Annotated in this window: 16 protein-coding genes; 4 read left to right on the top strand and 12 right to left on the bottom strand. The window is 66.9% G+C overall.

Annotated features, from left to right (window positions below):
* Positions 1–9: 9 nt before the first annotated feature.
* The 8 genes from AC4ELS_RS16270 to glf all read right to left on the bottom strand — a co-directional run bounded on the left by AC4ELS_RS16270 (position 10) and on the right by glf (position 9,435).
* A complete protein-coding gene (locus AC4ELS_RS16270) occupies positions 10–912 on the bottom strand; it encodes an alpha/beta hydrolase-fold protein (protein ID WP_064882779.1) in 903 nt (300 codons plus the stop codon).
* A gap of 176 nt (positions 913–1,088) precedes the next feature.
* Positions 1,089–2,084, bottom strand: coding sequence for an esterase family protein (locus AC4ELS_RS16265; protein ID WP_055118679.1), 996 nt, complete (start codon positions 2,082–2,084; stop codon positions 1,089–1,091).
* Positions 2,085–2,220: 136 nt separating this feature from the next.
* Entirely contained in the window at positions 2,221–2,649 is a 429-nt protein-coding gene (locus tag AC4ELS_RS16260) for a hypothetical protein (protein WP_499048146.1), read from the bottom strand.
* Between the two features lie 114 nt (positions 2,650–2,763).
* The gene (gene aftB, locus AC4ELS_RS16255) at positions 2,764–4,806 is read right to left on the bottom strand and encodes a terminal beta-(1->2)-arabinofuranosyltransferase (RefSeq protein WP_463792051.1); all 2,043 of its coding nucleotides are present in this window, start codon (positions 4,804–4,806) and stop codon (positions 2,764–2,766) included.
* Entirely contained in the window at positions 4,784–5,722 is a 939-nt protein-coding gene (locus tag AC4ELS_RS16250) for a decaprenyl-phosphate phosphoribosyltransferase (RefSeq protein ID WP_064882784.1), read from the bottom strand. The genes aftB and AC4ELS_RS16250 overlap by 23 nt, the downstream gene beginning before the upstream one ends.
* Positions 5,719–6,252 (bottom strand): phosphatase PAP2 family protein, encoded by a 534-nt coding sequence (locus tag AC4ELS_RS16245; RefSeq protein WP_064882786.1) that lies wholly within the window; start codon positions 6,250–6,252, stop codon positions 5,719–5,721. Before AC4ELS_RS16245 ends, AC4ELS_RS16250 begins: the two co-directional genes overlap by 4 nt.
* 1 nt (position 6,253) lies before the next feature.
* Positions 6,254–8,191 carry a glycosyltransferase gene (locus tag AC4ELS_RS16240; RefSeq protein ID WP_499048144.1) on the bottom strand — a complete coding sequence of 646 codons (1,938 nt, stop codon included), beginning with the start codon at positions 8,189–8,191 and terminating at the stop codon, positions 6,254–6,256.
* Positions 8,188–9,435 (bottom strand): UDP-galactopyranose mutase, encoded by a 1,248-nt coding sequence (glf, locus tag AC4ELS_RS16235; RefSeq protein ID WP_499048142.1) that lies wholly within the window; start codon positions 9,433–9,435, stop codon positions 8,188–8,190. The genes AC4ELS_RS16240 and glf overlap by 4 nt, the downstream gene beginning before the upstream one ends.
* 240 nt (positions 9,436–9,675) lie before the next feature.
* Between glf and AC4ELS_RS16230 the strand changes: the two genes are divergently transcribed.
* Positions 9,676–10,623: a hypothetical protein gene (locus AC4ELS_RS16230; protein ID WP_064882791.1), complete on the top strand. Its 948-nt coding sequence runs from the start codon at positions 9,676–9,678 to the stop codon at positions 10,621–10,623.
* Positions 10,624–10,751: 128 nt separating this feature from the next.
* Positions 10,752–12,359, top strand: coding sequence for an N-acetylmuramoyl-L-alanine amidase (locus AC4ELS_RS16225; protein ID WP_448446144.1), 1,608 nt, complete (start codon positions 10,752–10,754; stop codon positions 12,357–12,359).
* A 21-nt stretch (positions 12,360–12,380) separates the two neighbouring features.
* On the opposite strand, the gene AC4ELS_RS16220 is transcribed toward AC4ELS_RS16225, so the two are convergent.
* The 3 genes from AC4ELS_RS16220 to AC4ELS_RS16210 are packed head-to-tail and all read right to left on the bottom strand — an operon-like array spanning position 12,381 to position 14,801.
* Complete coding sequence (locus AC4ELS_RS16220; RefSeq protein ID WP_499048140.1) at positions 12,381–13,205, bottom strand: HAD family hydrolase; 825 nt, start codon at positions 13,203–13,205, stop codon at positions 12,381–12,383.
* Positions 13,205–13,993, bottom strand: coding sequence for a lysophospholipid acyltransferase family protein (locus tag AC4ELS_RS16215; RefSeq protein ID WP_448446139.1), 789 nt, complete (start codon positions 13,991–13,993; stop codon positions 13,205–13,207). Before AC4ELS_RS16215 ends, AC4ELS_RS16220 begins: the two co-directional genes overlap by 1 nt.
* Before the next feature lie 7 nt (positions 13,994–14,000).
* A complete protein-coding gene (locus tag AC4ELS_RS16210; RefSeq protein ID WP_448446137.1) occupies positions 14,001–14,801 on the bottom strand; it encodes a lysophospholipid acyltransferase family protein in 801 nt (266 codons plus the stop codon).
* A 90-nt stretch (positions 14,802–14,891) separates the two neighbouring features.
* On the opposite strand from AC4ELS_RS16210, the gene AC4ELS_RS16205 reads away from it, so the two are divergent.
* Entirely contained in the window at positions 14,892–16,448 is a 1,557-nt protein-coding gene (locus AC4ELS_RS16205) for a Rieske 2Fe-2S domain-containing protein (protein ID WP_448446135.1), read from the top strand.
* The gene (locus AC4ELS_RS16200) at positions 16,445–16,780 is read left to right on the top strand and encodes a hypothetical protein (RefSeq protein WP_448446133.1); all 336 of its coding nucleotides are present in this window, start codon (positions 16,445–16,447) and stop codon (positions 16,778–16,780) included. The genes AC4ELS_RS16205 and AC4ELS_RS16200 overlap by 4 nt, the downstream gene beginning before the upstream one ends.
* A 3-nt stretch (positions 16,781–16,783) precedes the next feature.
* Here the strand turns inward: AC4ELS_RS16200 and AC4ELS_RS16195 are convergent, their stop codons facing one another.
* Positions 16,784–17,611, bottom strand: coding sequence for a DUF5718 family protein (locus AC4ELS_RS16195; RefSeq protein WP_499048138.1), 828 nt, complete (start codon positions 17,609–17,611; stop codon positions 16,784–16,786).
* Between the last annotated feature and the right edge of the window lie 75 nt (positions 17,612–17,686).

Here is a 17,686-nt window from a genome sequence, read left to right as displayed (position 1 = left end):
CCCGGACCGCTACTTGATGGTCGCGACCAGCTCACCCGACATCTGCGCCAGCTGCGGCGCCCAGCTACCCCAGTCATGCTGGCCTCCGGCCGGCATGTCGAAGTGCCCGTTGCTGCCGCCGACCGAGCGGTAGTGCTGGTAGAAGGACCGGTTGCTGCCCTGCGCCAGATCGCAGACACCGATCATGGCAGCCGGGTCGCTGCACGTCAGGGCGGCGGGGCTGTACACCCAGAGCCGGGTGTTGGCATCGGCCAGCAACTGCACGTGCACGTCGGGGTCATGCCACTTCCAGCGGCCCAGCTGTGGGGCACCCCACATGCCGTAGCTGTCCACCCCGCCGAACTGGGCCATACCCGCGGTGATCGCGCCGTTGAGAGTGGTGGCCGACGGAGTCAGGAAGCCCGACAGCGATCCGGCGAAGCGGTACCGGTCGGGGTGGAACGCAGCCAGCGTCAGCGCGGCGGTGCCGCCCTGCGAGGCGCCCACGACCCCGTGCCCGCCCGGAGCCAGCCCCTTGTTGGCGGCCAGCCAGTCCGGCAGCTCGGCCGAGAGGAAGGTCTCCCACTGCTTGCTGCCGTCCTGCTCCCAGTTCGTGTAGAGGCTGAACGCGCCACCGGCCGGGGCCGCCACCGAGATACCGCGGCCGGCCAGGGTCGACATCGCATGACCCGCATTGACCCAGTTGCTGACATCGGGGGCCGCGTTGAACGCATCGAGCAGGATCACCGCGTGCGGGCCACCGCCCTGGAACGCGACCGGAATGTCACGGCCCATGGCCGCCGACGGGACCATCAGGTACTCGACACCGTCCGCCCGGGCCGGAGCGCTCGTCGTCGCCGACGCTGTCCACAGGCCGGCTCCCAACACCACCGCCAGCAGCATCGCCCGCATCAGACTCAACGCACGTCTCATCATCAACCTCTCCCGCTGCCGGTCGTTCGGCGTGCCCCCGCACACGTAATCCGCGTTGTAGTGAACCACATCGCAACCACAGCCGGGGCCCAGAAACGGCTGACGGCGGCGACCCCGTGGGGATCGCCGCCGTCTTCCGTGTTGTCAGGTGCGTTGGATCGCTACCTATCGTCCGCTCAGGCGGTCGGGGTAGCGCCCAGGACGCGCTGCAGGTCAGGCTTCATGGCCTGCAGCTGCTGGCCCCAGTAGGCCCAGTTGTGCGTACCGCTCTGCGGGAAGTTGAACACCGCGTTCTTGCCGCCGGCCGCGATGTACTTCTCCTGGAAGGTGGAGTTCGTGCGGCACACGAAGCCCTCGAGGAACTTCGCGGGCATGTCGGCGCCACCGAGCTCGCCCGGCTTGCCGTTACCGCAGTACACCCAGAGCCGGGTGCCGTTGTTGGCCAGGGTCGCGACGTTCTCGGTCGGGTCGTTGGCCTTCCAGGCGTTGTCCGGGTCACCCGTCTTGCCCCACATGTCGTCGGCCTTGTAGCCGCCGGCGTCACCCATCGAGATACCGATCAGCATCGGCCACCAGCCCTCGGACGGGTTCAACGTGCCCGACAGGGACGAGGCGTAGATGAACTGATCCGGGTGCCGAGCCGACAGCATCAGCGCCGACGAACCCGCCATCGACAGACCGACCACAGCGCTGCCGGTCGACTTCACGTCCTTGTTGGCCGCCAGCCACGCCGGGAGCTCCTGCGTCAGGAAGGTCTCCCACTTGTAGGTCTTGCAGCCGCCGTCCTTGCTGCCACAGGCCGGCTTGTACCAGTCGCTGTAGAAGCTGGACTGGCCGCCGACCGGCATGACAACCGAGATGCCGGAGTTCAGGAACCACTCGAACGTAGGCAGTTCGATGTCCCACCCGTTCTGATCTTCGCGAGCGCGCATACCGTCCAGCAGATAGAGCGCAGGTGCACCCGCGCCACCGCTCTGGAACTCGACCTTGATGTCACGTCCCATCGCTGCCGACGGAACTTCGAGATACTCGACCGGTAGGCCGGGCCGAGACCAGGCTCCAGCGGTTGCCGAGCCGCCTACGACGCCAACCAGGCCAGGCAGCACGGCTGCTGCGGCGACCGCAACCGTCAACCGGCGCGACAGGCCGCGCATCTTCCCAACGAACTTCATACCGCTCCCTATCTGAATCTCTTCTTCGTATTCCGCACATCGATAAATGACCGACGTAAGCGGCTCACGTGCCCGTGTAGTCAACCACACGATTGCGTGATGCTTCTCTTCAGCAGTTGTCGTCCCTGGTCGCCCCTCAGCCGTTGATGGTCGCGATCAGGTCTGGTTGGAGGGCCCGCAGTTGAGCGGCCCGGTACGGCCGGGCGTGGTTGCCCGCCGGGGGAAAATGAGAGCTCACGTTGCTCCCGCCCGCGTTGCCGCGGGCAGTCTGAAAGTCCTTGTTGCACTTGATCGGGTCGTTGCGCGTCCTGGCGACGGTGCGCAATGCCGGGAACGACGCGGCACGGGTGGGCCGGCCCGGGCGGTAGACCGACATGTTCGACGCGGACCCGGCCGACATCGTCAACGCCTCCGCAGCGTTCCCGGTCCAGACGACCTGCTCGTCGGCGGCCAGATGACCCGCGAACCCGGGTGTGAGGAAGGTCTCGCGAGAGAACGCGCGGGCCGTGGCCATCGGTAAGCGCCGACCCCAAGGGCGCATACCGGAGACACCAGAGGTCAGCATCGGTTTCTCGTACCGTCCGTTCAAGATCGATCACGCGGGCTCGTCTGGGTATCGGTGCCGCCCGCCCGGGCGTTACCGGATACACAGAATTCGGTCCTACGATCTCGCGCACGGTTACGGTCCGGTGGCGGGCATCCCTGTGTACGGCGGGTTCTTGGGCTCGGGAACCGGCAGGCCGCACCGCTTCAGGTCATAGAGAGGCACGCGGTCGATCCGGTACTTGGTGAACTCGTAGGCGTGCGCCAGGTTGGAGAGGAACCGCCGTGGGCTCATCTCGCCGCGCACCGAGTTCAGCATCGACTCGGTGTCCGGGCATTCCAGTGCGGCCTCGGCCTGCGAGACCCATTCCTCGTCCAGGTAAGGCGGGATCCACTGCTTGGTCTTGAGGAACGGCCCTTCGGCCACCGCCCAGTCCGGGAACAGGTTCTTGTCGTGACCGATGCGGCCGTCCGTCAGCCGCTGGGTGTGCATCGCCAGCGGATTCGTCAGACCGATCTGGTCGATGACCCGCACGTCGAGTCCGACGTTCATGCCGAGCATGCCCATGTTGGTGAAGAACACGGTGTGCGGGGTTTCCAGCGCCCGACGGTCGGATGGGCTGAGATCGGGCGGTGGCGGATAGGCGGGTACGACGTCCCACTGGTCGTAGTTGCCCGATGGCAACAGCAGCGCCCCGTCGGGGGTGTTGTTGATCGCGGTCAGCACCGCACGCATCCGGGGATAGTCCAGGTAGTCGGCGGCGGTCAGCGGGTGCGCGTGACCGGTGGCCTGCGAGTAGAACCGGCGCTCGTCGACGATCCCGGTATAGGTGACGCGGGTGCCGTCGGCCCCCAGGCCCGGCGAGTTGGCGGCCCAGATCGACCAGCCCACCACCGATGCCCACAACACACTGGTGGCCGCGGCGAGCAGGTATCCGGTTTCCCGGGTGAACCTGGTGCCGTCGGGCAGCACGACCGGTATGACCGCGACGGGCATCAGCAGGCAGAACAGCGGGGTGAGCAGCACCCGGCCGTGCATGAAGTCACCACCCTGGCGCACCCAGTAGATGCCCTGCAGCAACCCACTCGCGAACATGAAAAGCACTACGGCCGCAGGACTCTGGACAGTGCGGGCCAGCCAGCCGTAGCCGCGGGGCACCTGATGGCGCACCCACCACGGCCGAGTCCGCGTGGTCAGCAGCACCGCGCCGAGGGCGGCCAGCAACAGCACCGGCACCCACAGCAGGTACGGGTGGTTGAAATTGGTGAGATAGGTCAGGCCCTGGGCCCACTTGGATCCCGACGCGTCCTTGGCCACCGCAGTGCCCGGCACGATCAGCCCGTAGTAGCCCATCCGGAAGATCTGGTAGGCGACCGGCAGCAGTCCGCCGGCCACCAAGATCAGGACGCGGCGACGCCGGCCCCGGGCGGCGATCAGCATCATGACCAGTGCGCCACCGCCGATCAACGCCAACTCGGGACGGATCAGCACACTCAGCCCGGCCACGGTGGCCAGTGCACCATCGAAGTACTTGCTTGACACCGGGTTCGGCGCCTCCTTGGCCGCGCCGCGCCGTGTTGCCGGAGCCGCGCGCAGGGCCTGCGACCAGCACACCAACATCCACCACAGCAGGCCCAGATAGGCGAGGACCAAACCGTTTTCGAGCCCCGAGGTGGCGAAGTCGCGGGCCGGCGGGATGGCGATGTAGACCAGCGCGCCCGCGGGCAGCAGCAGAGCGCGGCGGCCCTGCAGGCTCGGGGCATACAACCGGCCGGTGCCGAGCATCGCCAGGACGACACCGAGCACGCTCAACGTCAGCGCGAGGGCCAACGCCACGTACTCCATCCGGACCGAACCGCCGAGCCAGGCGCCCAGCGTCACCAGATAGGTCCACGCGGTGGAGGTGTTGGCCTCGATCCGCTCACCCGCATTGAAGACGGGACCGTTGCCCGCCAGCAGGTTTCGGACCGTCCGCAGCACGATCAGACCGTCGTCGGCGATCCAGCGGCGCTGCCAGGCGCCCCAGCCGAACAGCCCGGCCACCACGACGACACTCACCCACAGGCTGACCCGCACCGAGACGTCGTAGGGAAACACCGGCCACCGCGCCAACCGGGCACCCACGCCGCCCGCCAGGCGGCGCAGCGTGATCCGGTCAGCTGAAGTAGATGGCTGCACCGATGGTTCCGATCCAGGCCAGGAACAGGATCTGCAGCACTCGGTCTTTCAGCGCAATCTCCTCAGGCTCACCGGCGATGCCACCGTCGATGTCGACCGCATAACGCAGGATCGCGACCGTCCAGGGAACGATCGTGATCGCGTACCACGATGCATTCCCGTCCAGACCGGAGCCGCCGCTGGCACTGTCGCGGCCGAAGGCCCACAGGCCGTAGCAGAGCACCACCGCAGTGGCCGACAACGTCCACACGAAGCGCAGGTAGCTGCTGGTGTAGCGCTCCAGCGACTTACGGATCTTGGCGCCGGTGCGCTCGGCCAGTTGCAGCTCGGCGTACCGCTTACCGGCCGCCATGAACAATGCGCCGAAGGCCATCACCAACAGGAACCACTGCGACAGCGGGATGTCCGCGGCCACACCACCGGCGATCGCCCGGATCAAGAACCCCAGCGACACGATGCAGATGTCCAGCACGGCCTGGTGTTTGAGCCCGAAGCAATACGCCAGCTGCATGGCGATGTACACAACCATCACCAGAGCCAGATTCGGGTTCAACAGCCATGAGATGCCGATCGAGGCCACCCCGAGCACGACAGCCAGCGTGTAGGCCAGCGATGCCGGGACCACGCCGGCCGCGATGGGCCGGAACCGCTTCGTGGGATGGGCGCGGTCGGCCTCGACGTCACGCGCGTCGTTGACCAGATAGATCGACGACGCGGCCAGACAGAACACCACGAACGCGATCGACACCTTGTAGGCGAGATCGGCGTAGTCGTACTGGATCCCGCTGCCGACCGCGGCCACCGGGGCCGTGAGCACCAGCAGGTTCTTGATCCACTGACGCGGACGGACGGCCTTGACCAGGCCGACTGCCAGGTTCTTCGGCGGACCGGCCTCCGGCTGCGCTTCCTCACTCATTTGGCCACAGTCTCCTTCGGCCCGACACCGGCAGTATTTCCGACCACAGAACCGACGAGCGTCCCGACGGCCACGCCGGTGAGCACATCGGTGGGATAGTGCACGCCCAGCACCAGACGCGACAGCGCCATGGGCACCACCAGCACCGCACGCACCGGCAGACCGGTGGTCCGGGCCAGCAGCACCGCGGCGGCGGCGGTCGAGGTGGCATGTGCCGAAGGGAAGCTCAACCGGCTCGGCGTCCCGACGTTCACGGCGATATCGGGGTGGTGCGGCCGCTCACGGCGTACCACCCTTTTGATCAGGACCGCGGCGGCATGGGCCAGGAAAGCCCCGGCACCCACCGCCAACCATGACTTGCGCTTGGCCGGCTGGGCCAGCGCACCGGCCGCCGCAAGCCCGAGCCAACCCAGGCTGTGCTCACCGAAATGAGACAGCGCACGAGCGCCGGTCAGTACGCCCGGCCGGGTGGCCAGGGCAGACTGCACGGCAACCAACACGGCGTCCTCGCCGCGCGGGGCATCGGTCATGTCAGTTTTTCTCCGCCGACTCTGTCAGCAACACCGTCTCCCACTTCTGGGTGCTGGTCAGCACCGGCAGCGCCTCACGATAGACCTTGCGCAGTCGGTCGAACTGACGGACCACACGCAACTGCTGGCGCAGGGAGGCCCGGAGCAACGCGAACATCTTGGCGCGATCGCGCTGGCGGTACACCACACCACGCCCATCGGCGGTGGTGACGGTGACCCCGTCGACCCGGCACAGGGAGAACCAGCGGGCGTCCTGGGTCGCCACGTTGATCTCCGGCCGGGTGTGGGTTTCCGGGTCGTGCTGACGCAGTTGGTGGACCACGCCGCGGGCCAGGTTCACCATGATGGCCGGCTTGGACACCGGGATGCGGACCTTCTTGCGCTTGAGGTCCGAGGCCGCGGGCAGTTCGGTGGCACCGCCCAGCACGACGGCATCGGGGAACTGCTGGCGCATCGCGCGGATGTCGGGCAGGGCCGATTCCAGGATGGAGAAGATGTGTTCCGGGCCCGCCAGGAAGTCCTCCATGGCCCGGTTCTGGATGGCGACCGTCGAATACTCAAGGCACAGAAGATGTTTGAACGTGGCCTTGAGGTGGCTGGCCAAAAGCCCGCGCGCGTCGCCGTCCCAGTGCAGAGCCGCGATCACCAGCCGGTTGCGCAGGTGGAAGTAGGCCTGCCAGTCGATGGCGTCGTCCTTGTCGCTCCACGCCATGTGCCAGATCGCCGCGCCGGGCAGGGTGACGGTGCGGTAGCCGTGCTCGGCGGCCCGCAAGCCGTATTCGACGTCGTCCCACTTGATGAACAACGGCAGGGGTTGCCCGAGTTCCTCGGCCACCTGCCGGGGGATCATGCACATCCACCAGCCGTTGAAGTCGACGTCGATCCGGCGGTGCAGCAGCTTGCTGCGGTCGGAGTCGGTGTCGTCCAGCGCGTACTTGGCGAAGTCGTGGTCGTACTCGGCGTTGGGGGCCGCCGACCACATGAAGTTCGTCCGGTCGACCATCTCGCCCATGATGTGCAGGTGCGACGGCTCCTGCAGGTTGAGCATCTGGCCACCCACCAGAATCGGTTCCTTGGCGAACCGGTTCATGGCCAGGGCGCGCAAGATCGAATCGGGTTCGATGCGAATGTCGTCGTCCATGAACAGGATCTGCTCACAGTCGGTGTTCTTCAGCGCTTCGTACATCACCCGGCTGTAGCCACCGGACCCGCCGAGGTTGGGCTGGTTGTGGATCGTGAGCCGGTTGCCGAGCGCTGCCGCGGCGTCCTCGAAACCGGGATGGTCCTTGGCCTTGCTGGTGCCCTGATCGGACACGATGACCGCGCTGACCACCTCGTCGACCAACGGATCCGAGGTCAGCGCGGCGAGCGCGTTGACGCAGTCGGAGGGGCGGTTGAAGGTCGGGATGCCGACGGCGATGTTGGCGCGGCCCGGCGCAGGTGTCGGGGCGTACCAACCGGCGCTGTGGACCCGCACCGCGGTATTGCTGGTGATGTCGAACCAGATCCAGCCGCCGTCCTCGAAGGGTGCGAGGTCGATCTCGAATTCGACACTTGCCGGTTCGGCGGAGTCGCCGCTGGACACCGGGGCGCCGCCGACGGTGATCCGGGCGCCGGTGGCCTTGGACCGGTAGACGTCGACGCGGGCGGTGCCGGTCAGCTCCACGCGCAGCACCACTGACTTCAGGGTGGACCAGCGCCGCCAGTAGCTGGCCGGGAAGGCGTTGAAGTAGGTCGCGAACGAGATGCCGGATTCGGTGCCGATCTCCAGTGTCGTGCGGGTGGGCGCGTGGGCCCGGCGGGCATTGGTCGGGTCTTCGACGAGATAGAGCTTGCGGACGTCCAGTGGCTCACCCGGTCGCGGCAGGATCACGCGGGCGAGCAGACTGACCGCCCTGGACTCTCCGGCCGCCAGTGCGCCGGAAGGGATGTCACTCATGCGTTGCTGCTTTCCTTGTCGGTCTGCTCGTTCACCAGCGGTGCACCGTCAGCCAGGTGCGGTGCCAGGGTGTTGTCGTACATGTTCAGCGCGCTGGCGATGGCCATGTGCATGTCGAGGTACTGGTAGGTGCCCAGCCGGCCACCGAAAAGCACCTTGGCCGAGGCGGTCTCTGCCTTGGCGCGGGCCCGGTAGGAGGCCAGCAGGGCGCGGTCGGCCTCGGTGTTGATCGGGTAGTACGGCTCGTCGCTCTCTTCGGCGAAGCGCGAGTACTCGCGCATGATCACCGTCTTGTCGGCCGGGTAGTCCCGCTCGGGATGGAAATGGCGGAACTCGTGGATCCGGGTGTAATCCACGTCGGCGTCGTTGTAGTTCATGACGGGTGTGCCCTGGAAGTCGCCGGTGTCGAGCACCTCGAGATCGAAATCCAGTGTGCGCCAGCCCAGCCGACCCTCGGAGTAGTCGAAGTAGCGGTCCAGCGGCCCGGTGTACACCACCGGGGCGTCGGGATTGGCGGCACACAATTCATCGCGGACGTCGAACCAGTCGGTGTCCAACCGCACTTCGATGCGGTCGTCGGCGGCCATGTTCTCCAGCCAGGCGGTGTACCCGTCGACCGGCAGGCCCTCGTAGGTGTCGTTGAAGTAGCGGTTGTCGAACGTGTAGCGCACCGGCAGCCGGGTGATGTTGGCCGCAGGCAGCTCGCGCGGGTCGGTCTGCCACTGCTTGGCGGTGTAGTGCTTCATGAACGCCTCGTAGAGGGGGCGCCCGATCAGCGAGATGGCCTTCTCCTCGAAGTTCGCCGCCTCGTGTCCGGCGATCTCGCTGGCCTGCTCCTTGATCAGGGCACGGGCCTCGTCGGGGGTGAAGTAGCGCCCGAAGAACTGCGAGACCAGGCCCAGCCCCATCGGGAACTGGTAGGCCTGGCCGTCATGCATCGCGAAGACGCGGTGCTGATAGCCGGTGAAGTCGGTGAACTGCCGCACGTAGTCCCACACCCGCTGGTTGGAGGTGTGGAACAGGTGGGCACCGTACTTGTGGACCTCGATGCCGGTCTGCGGTTCGGCTTCCGAGTAGGCGTTGCCGCCGATATGCGGGCGCCGTTCTATAACAAGGACACGCTTGCCCAGCTGCGTCGCCGCGCGCTCAGCGATCGTCAGACCGAAGAAACCGGAACCGACGACGAATAAGTCGAAATGTCCGCTGGACTGGTCTGTAGCGACCCGGGGAGATAAGGACGTCATCGGCAGCCAGGGTATCCGACCGTGCCCCCGTGCCCCGAATTCGACGAAGGGCCCAGGTCGCAATTCGCTCACGATTCAATATCGTCACTCTAGACACACGAGTAACAGCCTTAACATCGATCTCGTTGGCATTCATGGGCTCCACACCACCTGGTCCGGAACCGCCGATGAAGCAAGCGGAGAGCACCCCGTGCAATCCGAAATGCAGTCCTTAACTGCAAACATATTGAGGAGACTTCCGTGCCGAACCGCCGTCGACGCAAGCTCTCGACAGCCATGAGCGCAGTCGCCGCAGTGGCAGTCGCAAGTCCAGTCGCCCTAGTTGCCATGTCGCAGCTGTCCCCCGCGCCGCAGGAGCGCGAGTTCACCCAGGCAGCGCTGGTCACCGACCTGCCGGGCGAACTGATGTCCGCACTGTCGCAGGGCCTGTCCCAGTTCGGCGTCAACCTGCCGCCGATGCCGTTTCTCAACAGTTCCACCCCGGCCCCGACCCTCGGCTCGCCGACCCTGACCTCGCCGGGCCTGGCGTCGCCGGGTCTGACGTCACCGGGGTTGACCGCGCCGGGCCTGACCGACCCGGGTCTCACCTCACCCGGACTGACCTCGCCAGGGCTCACGTCACCCGGACTCACTTCGCCGGGGCTCGCCTCACCGGGCCTGACGTCCCCTGACGCCGCGCTGACCAGCCCCAATGGCGCGACGCCGAGCTTGACCTCGCCGACCGCCGGCCTTCCGGCCGCACCCGGCGGGTTGACCAACCCGGCGCTCACCCCGCCGGGGACCGGCTCGCTGACCAACCCGGCACTGACGCCGGCCGGCGCCGCACCGGGCGGGCTGACCACGACCCCGGCAGGCCTGGGCGGGGGCCTGACCTCGCCGACGGGCCTGGACCCGGCCCTGAGCGGTGGCCTGGGAGCCCCGGGCGAGGTGCCGATCTCGGCTCCGATCGGGCTGGATCCCAGTGCGGGCACCTACCCGCTGCTGGGCGCCGACCCGTCCTTGGCCGCGATGCCCGCCACCAGCAGCGGCGGTGGCGGACTGTTCGGCGACCTGTCCAGCGCGGCCAACCAGCTCGGCGCCGGCCAGGCCATCGATCTGCTCAAGGGCATGGTCATGCCGGCGATCACCTCGGCGATGAAGCCGCCGGTGCCCGCGGCCCCGGCCCCGGTCCCGCCGCCGCCCGCCTAGTAAGTAAGCCCGGTTGAAAGAACGGCACCGCAGAAGCCATCGGCTCTGCGGTGCCGTTGCGTGCGAAAGGCGACGCGCGGGCCGTGTCGAATCATTCGTAACACCAGACTCATACGTAACATCAGTCCGTGCAGTCCCGCCGCTCCGCGCCGTCGATTCTCTTCACCGCACTTGCGGCGACGGTTGTGATCGTGCCGTGGGCCATCTCCGGATCCGATTCCGGCGAACATCAAACTGCATCAGACGCTGCGCCGCAGCTCACACAGCAACCACTCGACAATCTCACGGTCGGTGAGAGCATCCGCGAGGTCCATCAGGACACCCCGTTCTCGATGGTCGCGCTCACCTCGCCGGACCTGCGCGGCACCTCGGCGCGGGTTCGCGCCCGCAAGGACGACGGCAGCTGGGGACCCTGGTACCAGGCCGAGAATCTCGACGGGGTCGGCGCCGATACTCCCGGCCCGCGCGGCACCGAACCGGTATTCGTCGGGCGTACCAACACCGTGCAGATCGCCGTCACCCGCGCGCCGCAAGCCCCACCGCCACCTCCCGGCAAGAGGGGGAAGGTCGGGCCGGCGCTCGGCTATGTACCGGCCAACGTCGAAGCACCCATCGGCCAGAACGTCACCGCGGTCCTGATCAGCCCGCCCCAGGCCCCCGTCGACGTCGGGCCGCTGCCCACCGCCGCCATCAACCCCGGCCAGCCTCCGACCATCATCAGCCGCGCACAGTGGGGCGCCAACGAATCGATGCGATGCGGAAACACCGTGTACGACAAGGGCATCCGAGCCGGCATCGTGCATCACACGGCAGGTAGCAACGATTACGCCCCCGAGGACTCGGCGGGCATCATCCGGTCGATCTACGAGTACCACACCCGCGAGCTGGGCTGGTGCGACATCGCCTACAACGCCATGGTCGACAAATACGGCCAGGTGTTCGAGGGCCGCGCAGGCGGCATGGACAAGCCTGTCGAGGGATCCCACACCGGCGGCTTCAACATCGACACCTGGGGTGTGGCGATGATGGGCGACTTCGACGTCGTGCCACCGACCGAGATCCAGGTGCGCAACACCGGCCGCCTGCTGGGCTGGCGACTCGGCCTCGATCACATCGACCCGCACGGCACCGTCGTTCTCACCTCAGCCGGCGGATCCTTCACCCACTTCCCGCGCGGAGCCACCCCCACTTTGCCGACGATCTTCACCCACCGTGATGTCGGTATCACCGACTGCCCAGGCAACGCGGCGTACGCCCAGATGGATCGCATCCGCGACATCGCCGCCCGGTTCAACCAGCCGCCCGGCCCCGCGGACCTGGCCGACCAGATGCGTGGCGGCGCGATCTACAACCGGTGGCAGGCCGCGGGCGGTGCGGCCGGAATGCTGGGCAATCCAACCTCTCCCGAGACCGCCGGCGAAGGTGCCACCCGCTACGCCACCTTCGAGCGCGGCGCCGTGTACTGGTCGCCCGACAGCGGGGCCGAACCGGTCTCCGGAGCCATCTACGAGGCGTGGGGAACCCTTGGCTTCGAACGGGGAGTCCTCGGCCTGCCGACCAGTTCCGAGATCGGTGAACCCCAGTGGATCGTGCAGAACTTCCAGCACGGCACGCTGAACTTCGACCGCGAGAAGGGGACGGTCACCCGTGTCGTCGACGGCGTGCCGGTCGAACTGCCCCCGCCGTCACCCGACGATCAGCCGGTGCAACTGGAGCGTTTCACCCCGATCACCTGACCGGCCGAAACCGGTTGCGGCTCAGGACCACCAGCGTTCGAGCACGTGGGCCACACCGTTCTCGGCATTGGTCACGGTGACCTCGTCAGCAGCCGCCACCGCCTCGGGGTGGGCATTGCCCATCGCCACACCACGCCCGGCCCAGCTCAACATCGGTATGTCGTTGGGCATGTCGCCGAAGGTGACGATGTCGGTCGCGGTGAGCCCCAGCGGGGTGGCCAACTCCGCCACACCGGTGGCCTTGCTGATGCCCAGCGGCACCACCTCGATGAGCCCGTTGTTGGTCGAATAGGTGATATCGCCCTGTAACCCAACGTGTTTGAATAGCTCGGCGGCCATGTCGGCACTACGTGCGCCGGCCTTGCGGATGAGCAGCTTCACCGCAGGGGCACTGAGCAGATCCTCCACCGACACCTCGGTGTTGTCCGGATTGAGCCAGGCATGTTCGTATCCCGGCGAGCTGACGAACTGCGGGGTCGCCGCGTCGTGCGCTGACCGACCCACGCGTTCCACGGCCAGCCCCGCGCCCGGGATCACCCGCGTGGCGATCTCGGCGAGCTCGCCGAGCACCTCGGTCGAGAGCGTGTGCGCCGACACGATGCGGTCGGTGGCCGGGTCGTAAATCACGGCACCGTTGGCGCACACCGCCATCGGCGCGAGACCGAGGCCCTCGACCACCGGTGCGATCCAGCGCGGCGGCCGTCCGGTGGCCAGGACGAATGTCGTCCCCGCCGCCACCGCCGCCTGTACCGCCGCCCGCGTGCGCGGCGTGACCTTCTCGTCCTCGTCGAGCAGCGTTCCGTCCACGTCGGTGGCGATCAGCCCCGGCGCCCGTTCGTCGCCCATCAACTGTTTCCCGTCGCTTCGCTCGTCCAGCCATCGTTCCTTGTCGCTTCGCTCGCCCGCTTACGCGCACGTTCGGCGAGTTCCGCCTCGTCGAGCAGCTTCGCCTCGGCCGGTGTCGGCGCACTTCCACCGAGCCGGTTCGGCACCCAGTACGCCCCGGCAGGCTCGGCGTAGCCCTGATGGGTCTGATCGAGCAGTGCCGACATCGCGGCCCGCAGGGTGTCGTCGATCTGAGTGACCGAACCCGATGCCCAGATCGGCTCGCCGACGGCCACGCTCACCGGAATCTTCTTGCGTCCCAGTGACTTCGGATGGTCCTTGGTCCAGATGCGCTGGGCTCCCCAGACGATCAGCGGAATGATCGGCACACCGGACTCCAGGGCCATGCGCGCCGCACCGGTCTTGAAATCCTTCAGCTCGAAGCTGCGGCTGATCGTCGCCTCCGGGTACACCCCGACCAACTCGCCGCGGCGTAACGCCTCCACCGCCGCGCTGTAGGCGCCCGCTCCCGCCCTGCGGTCCACCGGGATCGTCCCGGTGTGTTTGATCAGGTAGCCCACCGGCCTCACCTGCTCCATCTCCGCCTTGATCATGAAGCGCATCCGGCGGCCACGTTCGGTCGCGGCCAGAGCTGCAGGCAGGAAGTCGACGTAGCTGGTGTGGTTGATGGCGACGACGGCTCCGCCCGTGGTGGGCAGATTGTCCAGCCCACGGAAGGTGATCCGGGTTCCGGTGGCCCGCACCACGAGCCCGGCGGCAATCTCCAAACTTCGGAAGACCGGTTCCATACGCGACTTACCCCGAGAGGTCGGTCGGTCCAGAAGGTCCGGTGGGCCCTGTGGGTCCGGCCTCGGCTCTCTTGGCCGCTTTGGCGGCGGCCTCCTCGGCGTCCATCCGGTTGGCCTCGGCCAGCGTCGGGGCCGAACCACCGAGCCGGTGCGGTACCCAGAATTCACCGGGCGGATACGGGCCGTAGGCGTCCTGCACCTGGGTGAGCAGATGTTGCATGCGCGAATGCAGCAGTGCGGTCAACTCCGGCGCGGGCAGGGTGGGCTGGATCGGCTCGCCGACGGCGATCGAGATGGGCACCTTGGGCCGGTACAGATTCTTCGGGTGGCCCTTGGTCCAGATGCGCTGGGCGCCCCACACGATGTGCGGCACGATCGGCACCCCGGCCTCGATCGCCATCCGCGCGGCACCGGATTTGAAGTCCTTGATCTCGAAGCTGCGGCTGATCGTCGCCTCGGGGTACACCCCGACCAGCTCACCCGCCTTGAGGTAGTCGACCGCCGACTCGAACGAGGCGGCCCCGCTGTCGCGGTCCACCTCGATGTGGCGCAGGCTGCGCATGATCGGTCCGGTGATCTTGTTGTCGAAGACTTCCTTCTTTGCCATGAACCGCACTTTGCGGCCCCGCTTCTGCAGGTAGGCGGGCAAGCCGGCAAAGGTGAAGTCGAAGTAGCTGGTGTGGTTGATGGCCACCACCGCACCGCCGGTGACCGGGAGATTCTCTACCCCCGTCACCGTGAACTTCAGCCCCTGCAAACGCCAGGCAGCTCGAGCAACTTGTATGACAGTCCCGTACACCGGTTCCACGTAGCCAGCCTAATCCCAGCCCGGATCGGCGCATCACCCAACTCGGGCTAGGCTGGGCGGGCATCGAAGTACTCCATCGAAAGGCCGTTTGTGCAGGTCACCAGCGTCGGACATGCCGGCTTCCTGATCGAGACCAAGGCTGGCAGCATTCTGTGCGACCCCTGGGTCAACCCCGCCTACTTCGCCTCCTGGTTTCCGTTCCCCGACAACACGCAGTTGGACTGGACGGCGCTGGGAAATGTCGACTATCTGTACGTGTCGCACCTGCACAAGGACCACTTCGATCCGGAAAACCTGCGCCGCCACGTCAACAAGGACGCTGTGGTGCTGCTGCCCGACTTCCCGGTGCCCGATCTGCAGCGCGAGCTGCAGGCGCTGGGCTTTCACCGGTTCTTCGAGACCACCGATTCGGTCAAACACACCGTCAGCGGCCCCAAGGGCGACCTCGATGTGATGATCATCGCGCTGCGGGCACCGGCCGACGGCCCGATCGGCGATTCAGGTCTGGTGGTCGACGACGGTGAGACCGTCGTCTTCAACATGAACGACGCGCGGCCCGTAGATCTCGAGGTCCTGGACACAGATTTCGGCCAGATCGACGTGCACATGCTGCAGTACTCGGGGGCCATCTGGTATCCGATGGTCTACGACATGCCTGCCCGCGCCAAGGAGGCCTTCGGCATCCAGAAGCGGCAGCGCCAGATGGACCGATGCCGCCAGTACATCGCGCAGGTCGGCGCGACGTGGGTGATTCCCTCGGCCGGTCCGCCGTGTTTCCTGGATCCCGAGTTGCGCGATCTGAACGACGACCACGGCGATCCGGCCAACATCTTCCCCGACCAGGTGGTGTTCCTGGACCAGATGCGGCGCCACGGGCATGACCGTGGGCTGCTGATGATCCCGGGCAGCGCCGCCGATTTCGCCGGCTCGCAACTCAATTCGTTGACCCACCCCGTCGAGGACCCGGAGGCGATCTTCACCACCGGCAAGGCTGCCTACATCGAGGATTTCGCCCAGCGCATGGCCCCGGTCCTGGCCGCCGAGAAGGCCTCGTGGGCATCGGCGGCGGGCGAACCTCTGCTGCCCGGGCTGCGGGCTCTGTTCGAACCCATCATGAGCCAGACCGACCAGATCTGCGACGGCATCGGCTACCCGGTGGAGTTGCGGCTGTCCGGCCCCGACCACAGCGAGACCGTGGTGCTGGACTTCCCGAAACGCCTTGTCCGTGAACCCATCGCCGACGAGAAGTTCCGCTACGGCTTCGCGATCCCGCCCGAGCTGGTACGCACCGTGCTGCGGGATGACGAACCGGACTGGGTCAACACCATCTTCCTGTCCACCCGGTTCAAAGCCTGGCGCGTGGGCGGTTACAACGAGTACCTGTACACCTTCTTCAAATGCCTCACCGATGAGCGCATCGCCTACGCCGACGGCTGGTTCGCCGAGGCGCACGACGACTCCTCGTCGATCACCCTCGACGGCTGGGAAATCCAGCGTCGTTGCCCGCACCTGAAGGCCGACCTGTCCAAATTCGGTGTGGTGGAAGGCAACACCCTCACCTGCAACCTGCACGGCTGGCAGTGGAACCTGGACAACGGCAAATGCCTGACCACCAAGGGCCACGAGTTGCGGTGCAGCAAGTCATGACCGCCCCGCGCCAGTACTACGACGACGGTCTGATCCAGTTGGACCGTGAGGCGATCACGTTGCGGCGCTACCACTTCCCGTCGGGAACCTCGAAGGTGATCCCGCTGCGGTCCATCAGCGGATACCGGGCCGAATCACTCGGCCTGGTCCTCAACCGATTCCGCATCTGGGGCAGTTCAGACCTGCGCCGCTGGCTGCCGCTGGACGTGTGGCGGCCCCTCAAGTCGACGTTGATCACCTTGAAGGTCAAAGGGACTCGCCCCGACCCCGCGTTCACCCCGCAGCGGCCCGCAGAGTTCATCGCAGTGCTCGACGAACTGCTGGGGCGCTAGGCGTCAGCGCGCGGAGCGCACCACCTGCCGCAGTTCGGATGCCGCGCTGGAGGCACTGTCGTACACCCGCACGATCGCCTCGTCGCCCGGCTTGAGGAAAGTGGACTCACCCAACGGGGTGTAGCGGGTGGCGCCGATGCCGATCAGCACGTTCTCGGGATGGCCGCTGGCCACCATCAACGCACCGACATCCTCCAACGGCGTGTCTGCCGAGCCCTTCTGGTTGGCCAGCCGCTCGACGATCCAGTCCAGCAGCACCTCGCCGTAGTACGAGTAGCCCACCAGGGGTGAATCCACCCCGTAGGCATGCTGCTCGCCGTCGTTCTCGCTCAGGTAGCAGACCAGTCGCATGGTGGCCGTCGGACCGTCCGGGGTGAGATCGCTGATCTCGAAGAATTGCGGCGCAACGCCTTTGGAGGCCGGGCCCCAGTTCTTCTTGTAGCTGATCTTGGGTGCGCCCGGCCTGCGGATCGAGCAGTCGTTGAAGGCGCCGAGCGCGAATGGCTCCAGCCGCACCACGGTGTCGCCGTTCCACACCACCCGGCAGGCCACCCCGACCTCGGGCTCGATCTGAAGGTTCAGTGGGCCCTGGAATTCGGGGTCCTCGCCGACGTCAGGAATCACGATGGAGTCGCTGGACAGCGGGAACTCGCCCAGAAAGTCGTCCCGGCCCGGCGCGTACCACGGAAAGATGCCTTTGGGTGCGTACCCTTCGGTAACAACCTTGACGAAATCCCCGGCCTCCCCGGCCTGTTCGAGGTGGCCCGCGAAGTTACCGGCCACGCCGAAGCCGAACCAGTTACGCAATTCGGCAAGGTCGATGTCGATCATGGCTGCAACCCTACTGTGGCCACGACAAGCCGGTAACAAGTCGCTCTTAAGTCGCCGGGACCAAGCTGTGCTCTG

It is taken from the genome of Mycobacterium shunyiense (assembly GCF_058270035.1).
The sequence above is the reverse complement of the archived record's forward strand: the minus strand, read 5'-3'. Positions and strand labels throughout refer to the sequence as shown.

What these genes read in the sequence shown, in the direction of transcription:
- AC4ELS_RS16195 (WP_499048138.1), bottom strand. Translation starts at nt 17,611, where the DNA reads ATGATCGACATCGACCTTGCCGAATTGCGTAACTGGTTCGGCTTCGGC.
- glf (WP_499048142.1), bottom strand. Translation starts at nt 9,435, where the DNA reads ATGACGTCCTTATCTCCCCGGGTCGCTACAGACCAGTCCAGCGGACAT.
- AC4ELS_RS16220 (WP_499048140.1), bottom strand. Translation starts at nt 13,205, where the DNA reads ATGGGCGACGAACGGGCGCCGGGGCTGATCGCCACCGACGTGGACGGA.
- AC4ELS_RS16245 (WP_064882786.1), bottom strand. Translation starts at nt 6,252, where the DNA reads ATGACCGATGCCCCGCGCGGCGAGGACGCCGTGTTGGTTGCCGTGCAG.
- AC4ELS_RS16265 (WP_055118679.1), bottom strand. Translation starts at nt 2,084, where the DNA reads ATGAAGTTCGTTGGGAAGATGCGCGGCCTGTCGCGCCGGTTGACGGTT.
- AC4ELS_RS16260 (WP_499048146.1), bottom strand. Translation starts at nt 2,649, where the DNA reads ATGCTGACCTCTGGTGTCTCCGGTATGCGCCCTTGGGGTCGGCGCTTA.
- AC4ELS_RS16240 (WP_499048144.1), bottom strand. Translation starts at nt 8,191, where the DNA reads ATGAGTGACATCCCTTCCGGCGCACTGGCGGCCGGAGAGTCCAGGGCG.
- AC4ELS_RS16215 (WP_448446139.1), bottom strand. Translation starts at nt 13,993, where the DNA reads ATGGAACCGGTCTTCCGAAGTTTGGAGATTGCCGCCGGGCTCGTGGTG.
- AC4ELS_RS16200 (WP_448446133.1), top strand. Translation starts at nt 16,445, where the DNA reads ATGACCGCCCCGCGCCAGTACTACGACGACGGTCTGATCCAGTTGGAC.
- AC4ELS_RS16250 (WP_064882784.1), bottom strand. Translation starts at nt 5,722, where the DNA reads ATGAGTGAGGAAGCGCAGCCGGAGGCCGGTCCGCCGAAGAACCTGGCA.
- AC4ELS_RS16270 (WP_064882779.1), bottom strand. Translation starts at nt 912, where the DNA reads ATGAGACGTGCGTTGAGTCTGATGCGGGCGATGCTGCTGGCGGTGGTG.